Genomic DNA, 5,671 nt, shown 5'->3' on the forward strand with positions numbered 1-5,671 from the left:
CGCGCCGTTAGGGTTGGGGCGTGGTCCGCATCGCATACCTCGGTCCCGAGGGGACGTTCACGGAGGCGGCGCTGCTGCAAATCACGGCCGCCGGCCTCGTTCCCGAGCAGGGGCCGGGCGCCGTGCGCACGATGCCGATCGAGAGCACGCCCGCAGCGCTGAATGCGGTCCGCGACGGCGACGCCGACTACGCGTGCGTGCCGATCGAGAACTCGATCGACGGCTCGGTGATACCCACGCTGGATAGCCTGGCGATCGGCTCGCCCCTGCAGGTGTTCGCCGAGACCACCCTCGACGTGGCCTTCAGCATCGTCGTCAAGGCGGGTCTCGGCGCGGCCGACGTCCGCACGCTGGCGGCGTTCCCGGTGGCGGTGGCGCAGGTGCGGCAGTGGCTGGCCGCCCACCTGCCCGGCGTCGAGCTGCGGCCGGCCTACTCCAACGCCGACGCGGCGCGTCAGGTGGCCGAAGGACAGGCCGACGCCGCGGTCACCTCGCCGCTGGCCGCCGAGCATTGGGGGCTGGAGTCGCTGGCCGACGGCGTCGTCGACGAGCCGAACGCCCGCACCCGCTTCGTCCTGATCGGGTTGCCCGGGCCGCCGCCGGCCCGCACCGGAGCGGATCGAACGTCGGTGGTGCTGCGCATCGACAACGTGCCGGGCGCGCTGCTGTCCGCGCTGGCCGAATTCGGCATCCGCGGCATCGACCTGACCCGGATCGAATCCCGGCCGACCAGAACGGAACTCGGAACCTACCTGTTCTTCGCCGATTGTGTCGGCCACATCGACGATGGCGCGGTCGCCGAGGCACTCAAGGCGCTGCACCGTCGTTGTGCGGATGTGAGATACCTGGGTTCCTGGCCGACGGGATCGGCCGCCGGGGTGCTGCCACCGCCGGCCGACGAGGCGGCGCGCTGGCTCGCGCGGCTGCGCGAAGGTAAGCCCGAGCAGAGTTTCGAGACCGGGGGGTCGGAGCGATGAGCGGTCGCTTGGTGCTGTTGCGGCACGGGCAGTCCTACGGCAACGTCGAGCGCCGGCTAGACACCCGGCCGCCCGGGGCGGAGCTGACGCCGTTGGGCCGCGACCAGGCCCGCGCTTTCGCCCGCGGCTCGGGGCGCCCGGCGATGCTCGCGCACTCCGTGGCCACGAGGGCGTCGCAGACGGCCGAGGTGATCGGCGCCGAACTCGACCTGGGCGCCGTGCAATTCACCGGCATTCACGAGGTGCAGGTGGGCAAGCTGGAAGACCGCAGCGACGACGAGGCGGTCGCGGAATTCAACGCGATCTACGAGCAGTGGCATCGCGGCGATCTCGACGTGCCCCTGCCGGGCGGGGAGACCGGCAACGACGTCCTGGACCGCTACGTGCCGGTGCTCACCGAGCTGCGGCTGCGCTACCTCGACGACGACGACTGGAACGGCGACATCGTCGTCGTCAGCCACGGCGCGGCGATCCGGCTGGCCTCCGCGGTCCTGGCCGGGGTGGACAGCAATTTCGCGCTGGACAACCACCTCGAGAACGCCGATTCGGTGGTGCTGGCCCCGATCACCGACGGGCGGTGGAGCTGCGTGCGCTGGGGGGCCCTGACGCCGCCGTTCTACCCCCAGGCGGACGCGAGCCCGGTCGCCGACGCGGTGAGCTCAAGCACCGATCCGATGGGCTGACGACTCTTCCGCACACGCGCAGCCGACGGCGTCGCAGTCGACGACGAACGTGTGCACCACCAGCTCGGGGCTGTCGCAGTCCGGCTCGGTGCATTCCCATCGGTGCAACGAATGACGAATGATGGTGCCGTGGCAGTGATCTAAGCCCGCCCGGCACTCGCGGCACTCAGCGCTCATCAACCGTTCATAACATCCGGTCCCGGCGAAATCGGGTTGCCGCGCCCGTCAGGCCCAGCCCAGTTCCTCCAGCCGGTTGTCATCGATGCCGAAGTGATGGGCGATTTCGTGGATCACCGTGATCGCGACCTCCTCGACGACGTCGTCGTCGGAGTCGCAGACGTCCAACAGCGCCTCGCGGTAGATCGTGATGGCGTCCGGCAACGAGCCGGCGTAGTCCGAGTCACGCTCGGTCAGCGCCACCCCTTCGTACAGCCCGAGCAGTTCGGCGTCCTCGGGGTGGCGGTCTTCGACGAGCACGACGACGTTGTCCATCGCGGCGGCCAATTCGGGCGGGATCAGGTCGAGCGCATCGGAGACCAGCTCGTCGAACCGGCGCGGATCCATCCGCACGGGCACGCGGCTAGCCCGCCGGGGCCGGTTCAGCCGGCGCGGGCTGTGGCGCATCCGCCGGCGGGTTGGGCGCCTGCGGCGCCGGGTTGGCCGGTGGGGCCGCCCCGCCGTCCTGTGGGGGCGGGACGTCCTGCGGGGCCGGGGCCTGCGTTGCGGGCGCTTGCGGTTGCGTCGTGACCGGCTGCTGCCCGGGCAGGTGCTGGTTGTTCGGCGGTATGGCGTCGGGCGCGGTGCTGGCCTGGGTGGGCTGGCTCGGCGCCTGAACCGGGATCGGCGGCATCGTCAGCCGCTCCTCGGGAATGTCGGGTGGGGCGATCGGCGCCTGGCCGTTGATCAGCAGCTTGCCCTTGGCGCTGTTGACCAGCGTCGCCCAGCCGCCGTTGCCCAGCGTGGCGCCGATGCTGCACGCGACCTCGCGGCTACCCGCCGACCAACTCGGCAACGACACGGTCGGGTAGATCAGCGTCAGGGTGGTGGTGCGCAGCTTGGTCGGCGCCAGGTACGCGTCCGTCATCTTGGTGCACGCGTCCTTGATGAAGCCGTCCTGGTCGGGCTCGGCGGGCAGCGGACCTTGAAACTTCTCGGCCAGGTTCACGGTGCCGGTGACTTCCATCGCGTGCGGCGTCGCGCAGTCGACCGGGACATCCGTGGGCTGGTTGATCGCCGGGTCGATGCCCAGGCAGGTGCCGGTCGGCCAGATCTTGGACTGGTCCACGTCGGCGACCTTGCCCTTGAACGCCTGCTGCTGATTGTTGCCACCCGGGAGTTGCAGCCCGCACAGCATGCGGCGGTCACCGGACTGGCGCCAGGCTCGGTCACCGGCCCACAGCAGGCTGACCATGAACTTGCTGTTGGGATCGAACTTGGCTCCCAGGTAGTTGTGGACCGCGGGCTCGCATTGTTCCTGGGTCATCTGCTGGATCCGTGCCGGCGACGGGGGAGCGGCGCTGGGCCCGTACTCCGAGCCGGGGAAGGTCCGCATGTCGACGGACTCGGCGACCTCGAACTTGTGATCCTCGGTGCAGTTGACGATGCTCGCGGACTCTGGGGTGGCGTCCGGCCACATCAGGCAGTCGCCGCCCTTGGCGCGGTTGAACGCGGCGTCACTCTTGGTTCCGGTGCTGGGCACCGGGTCGATGTAGCCGGCCAGGCGCCCCGGGCCGCCGCCGACCGGGATCGCGGTGACCAGTCCGGCGATCAGCAGGCCGCCGAGCGCGGTCAGCAACAGCGCCCGCCTGGTCGCCGTCGCCTGCAACCCGCGCGGCCAGCGGAAGCTGCTCGGCGGCTGTTTCGTCGCGTCGTCGCGGGAGCCGGCGTTCTCCGAACTGGAGGCGCTGGCTTCCGAAACTTCCTTCTCCGGCGCTTGCGACATCGGCTCCATTCTGACAGGACCCCCTGAGTGACGTGACAAAAGTTACTGATGTGGTATGTGGGGCCCCGCGTTGGCGGGGTGCTCTGCCATCTCGTCGAGGCAGCAAAAGTAGTGTCGGGGCCGTGATCGACCTGAAGCTGCTCCGGGAAGACCCCGATGCCGTGCGCCGTTCGCAAGTCAGCCGTGGCGAGGACCCGGCCCTCGTGGACGCCCTGCTGGCCGCCGACGCCGCGCGCCGCTCGGCGATTTCGGCCGCCGACGGCCTGCGCGCCGAACAGAAGGCCGCCAGCAAGAGCGTGGGCGCGGCATCGCCCGAGGAGCGCCCGAGCCTGCTGCAGCGCGCCAAGGAGCTCGCCGAGCAGGTGAAGGCCGCGGAAGCCGCGCAGGCCGACGCCGAGGCGGCGTTCACCGCGGCACACATGGCGATCTCGAACGTGGTCATCGACGGGGTGCCCGCCGGCGGCGAGGACGACTACCGGGTGCTGGACGTCGTCGGCGAGCCGCCGACGATCGAAAACCCCAAGGACCACCTGGAACTCGGCGAGTCGCTGGGCCTCATCGACATGCAGCGCGGCGCCAAGGTGGCCGGCTCGCGGTTCTACTTCCTGACCGGCCGGGGCGCCCTGTTGCAGCTCGGCCTGCTGCAGCTGGCGCTGCGGCTGGCCGTCGAAAACGGCTTCGTCCCGATGATCCCCCCGGTGCTGGTGCGCCCGGAGGTGATGGCGGGCACCGGATTTCTGGGCGCCCACGCCGAGGAGGTGTACCGGGTCGAGGCCGACGACCTCTACCTGGTGGGGACCTCCGAGGTACCGCTGGCCGGCTACCACTCCGACGAAATCCTGGACCTGTCCGGCGGGCCCCGCCGCTACGCGGGCTGGTCCTCGTGCTTCCGGCGGGAGGCCGGCAGCTACGGCAAGGACACCCGCGGCATCATCCGGGTGCACCAGTTCGACAAGGTGGAGGGCTTCGTCTACTGCACCCCCGACGATGCCGAGGCCGAACATCAGCGCCTGCTGGGTTGGCAGCGCGAGATGCTGGCCTTGATCGAGGTGCCGTATCGGGTGATCGACGTGGCCGCGGGAGACCTCGGCTCGTCGGCGGCGCGCAAATTCGACTGTGAGGCATGGGTTCCCACGCAGGGCACCTACCGCGAGCTGACGTCGACGTCGAACTGCACCACGTTCCAGGCGCGACGACTGGCGACGCGCTACCGCGACGACAACGGCAAGCCGCAGACCGCCGCCACGCTCAACGGCACGCTCGGAACCACCCGGTGGCTGGTGGCGATCCTGGAGAACCACCAGCGGCCCGACGGGAGCGTGCGGGTGCCGGCGGCGCTGGCGCCGTTCGTAGGCACCGAGCTACTGGAGCCTTAACCGACGTCGGCGAAGGTGGGGCTGCCCGCCTCCAGCGGCACGCGGGCGGCGCGCGCGGTGAAGCTGATCGCGTGATACCAGCCGCAGAGCATGGTGAGGTCGAGAATCTCGCGTTCGTCGAATTCGTCGCGCAGCGCCGCCCACAGGGCGTCGCCGATGTCGCGGTGGTCGTACAGCGTGTCGACCGCGCGAATCAACAGCCGATCGCGCTCGGCGGTCCAGCACGGGTCGTCGGGACCCCCGTGGGTCAGGGAACGGACCTGGCTGCGGTCGAACCGCGCCTTTTCCGCGAAAAAGGCGATGTGCACGCCCCATTCGTACTCGCACCCACAACGCGCGCAGGTGCGGTCGATGACGATCTCGCGGTCGCGCAACGACAGCGACAGCGCGCGGCTCAGCTCGTAGCTGCCCCACAGCGTCATCGCCGCTGCCATGGGCAGGTTGCGCACCACGGTCCGAAACAATGCGATCGGTGGGACGCCCGGCGGCATCATCTTGTCCAGCTGGGCGGCCACCGCGGGCTCATAGGGTGGTTCGAGCGCGCCGACCCGGGGCGTTACTATTTCCGTAACCATGAAGGAACAAACTACGTTACGGAAATCGAAACGTCAATCGGCGGCGCGCCCGGGCACGCCGGTCCGCGGGTCGACGACGGGGCGCCCGCTGATGGCCGCCCTCGACCTGCTCGGCCGG

The 5,671-nt window shown here is 70.2% G+C and carries 6 protein-coding genes and 1 pseudogene; 3 read left to right on the forward strand and 4 right to left on the reverse strand.

Going from position 1 to position 5,671, the window contains the following annotated elements; all coding sequences use genetic code 11:
• Nucleotides 1–20 precede the first annotated feature (20 nt).
• Together pheA and A5706_RS25385 are read left to right on the forward strand one after the other, a co-directional pair.
• A complete protein-coding gene (gene pheA, locus A5706_RS25380) occupies nucleotides 21–977 on the forward strand; it encodes a prephenate dehydratase (protein ID WP_068137112.1) in 957 nt (318 codons plus the stop codon).
• Complete coding sequence (locus tag A5706_RS25385) at nucleotides 974–1,660, forward strand: histidine phosphatase family protein (protein ID WP_068137115.1); 687 nt, start codon at nucleotides 974–976, stop codon at nucleotides 1,658–1,660. Before pheA ends, A5706_RS25385 begins: the two co-directional genes overlap by 4 nt.
• Here the strand turns inward: A5706_RS25385 and A5706_RS34560 are convergent.
• From A5706_RS34560 to A5706_RS25395, 3 genes and pseudogenes are all read right to left on the reverse strand, one after another.
• On the reverse strand, nucleotides 1,637–1,837 hold the full coding sequence (locus A5706_RS34560; RefSeq protein WP_082964613.1) for a hypothetical protein: 201 nt from the start codon (nucleotides 1,835–1,837) through the stop codon (nucleotides 1,637–1,639). The two genes, A5706_RS25385 and A5706_RS34560, sit on opposite strands and share 24 nt — an antisense overlap.
• Nucleotides 1,837–2,236, reverse strand: a pseudogene (locus A5706_RS25390) (metallopeptidase family protein). The gene A5706_RS34560 and the pseudogene A5706_RS25390 overlap by 1 nt, the downstream one beginning before the upstream one ends.
• A gap of 4 nt (nucleotides 2,237–2,240) precedes the next feature.
• Nucleotides 2,241–3,611: a septum formation family protein gene (locus A5706_RS25395; RefSeq protein ID WP_068137118.1), complete on the reverse strand. Its 1,371-nt coding sequence runs from the start codon at nucleotides 3,609–3,611 to the stop codon at nucleotides 2,241–2,243.
• Nucleotides 3,612–3,724: 113 nt separating this feature from the next.
• On the opposite strand from A5706_RS25395, the gene serS reads away from it, so the two are divergent.
• Entirely contained in the window at nucleotides 3,725–4,978 is a 1,254-nt protein-coding gene (gene serS / locus A5706_RS25400) for a serine--tRNA ligase (RefSeq protein ID WP_068137123.1), read from the forward strand.
• On the opposite strand, the gene A5706_RS25405 is transcribed toward serS, so the two are convergent.
• Nucleotides 4,975–5,553 (reverse strand): carboxymuconolactone decarboxylase family protein, encoded by a 579-nt coding sequence (locus tag A5706_RS25405; RefSeq protein ID WP_068137126.1) that lies wholly within the window; start codon nucleotides 5,551–5,553, stop codon nucleotides 4,975–4,977. The genes serS and A5706_RS25405 overlap by 4 nt on opposite strands.
• Between the last annotated feature and the right edge of the window lie 118 nt (nucleotides 5,554–5,671).

Origin of the sequence: Mycobacterium sp. E796 (genome assembly GCF_001672815.1) — a bacterium.
GTDB lineage: Bacteria > Actinomycetota > Actinomycetes > Mycobacteriales > Mycobacteriaceae > Mycobacterium.

Bases quoted from the DNA above. Each gene is read 5' to 3' on its own strand.
- A5706_RS25385 (WP_068137115.1), top strand. From the start codon at position 974: ATGAGCGGTCGCTTGGTGCTGTTGCGGCACGGGCAGTCCTACGGCAAC.
- A5706_RS34560 (WP_082964613.1), bottom strand. From the start codon at position 1,837: ATGAGCGCTGAGTGCCGCGAGTGCCGGGCGGGCTTAGATCACTGCCAC.
- A5706_RS25395 (WP_068137118.1), bottom strand. From the start codon at position 3,611: ATGGAGCCGATGTCGCAAGCGCCGGAGAAGGAAGTTTCGGAAGCCAGC.
- A5706_RS25405 (WP_068137126.1), bottom strand. From the start codon at position 5,553: ATGGTTACGGAAATAGTAACGCCCCGGGTCGGCGCGCTCGAACCACCC.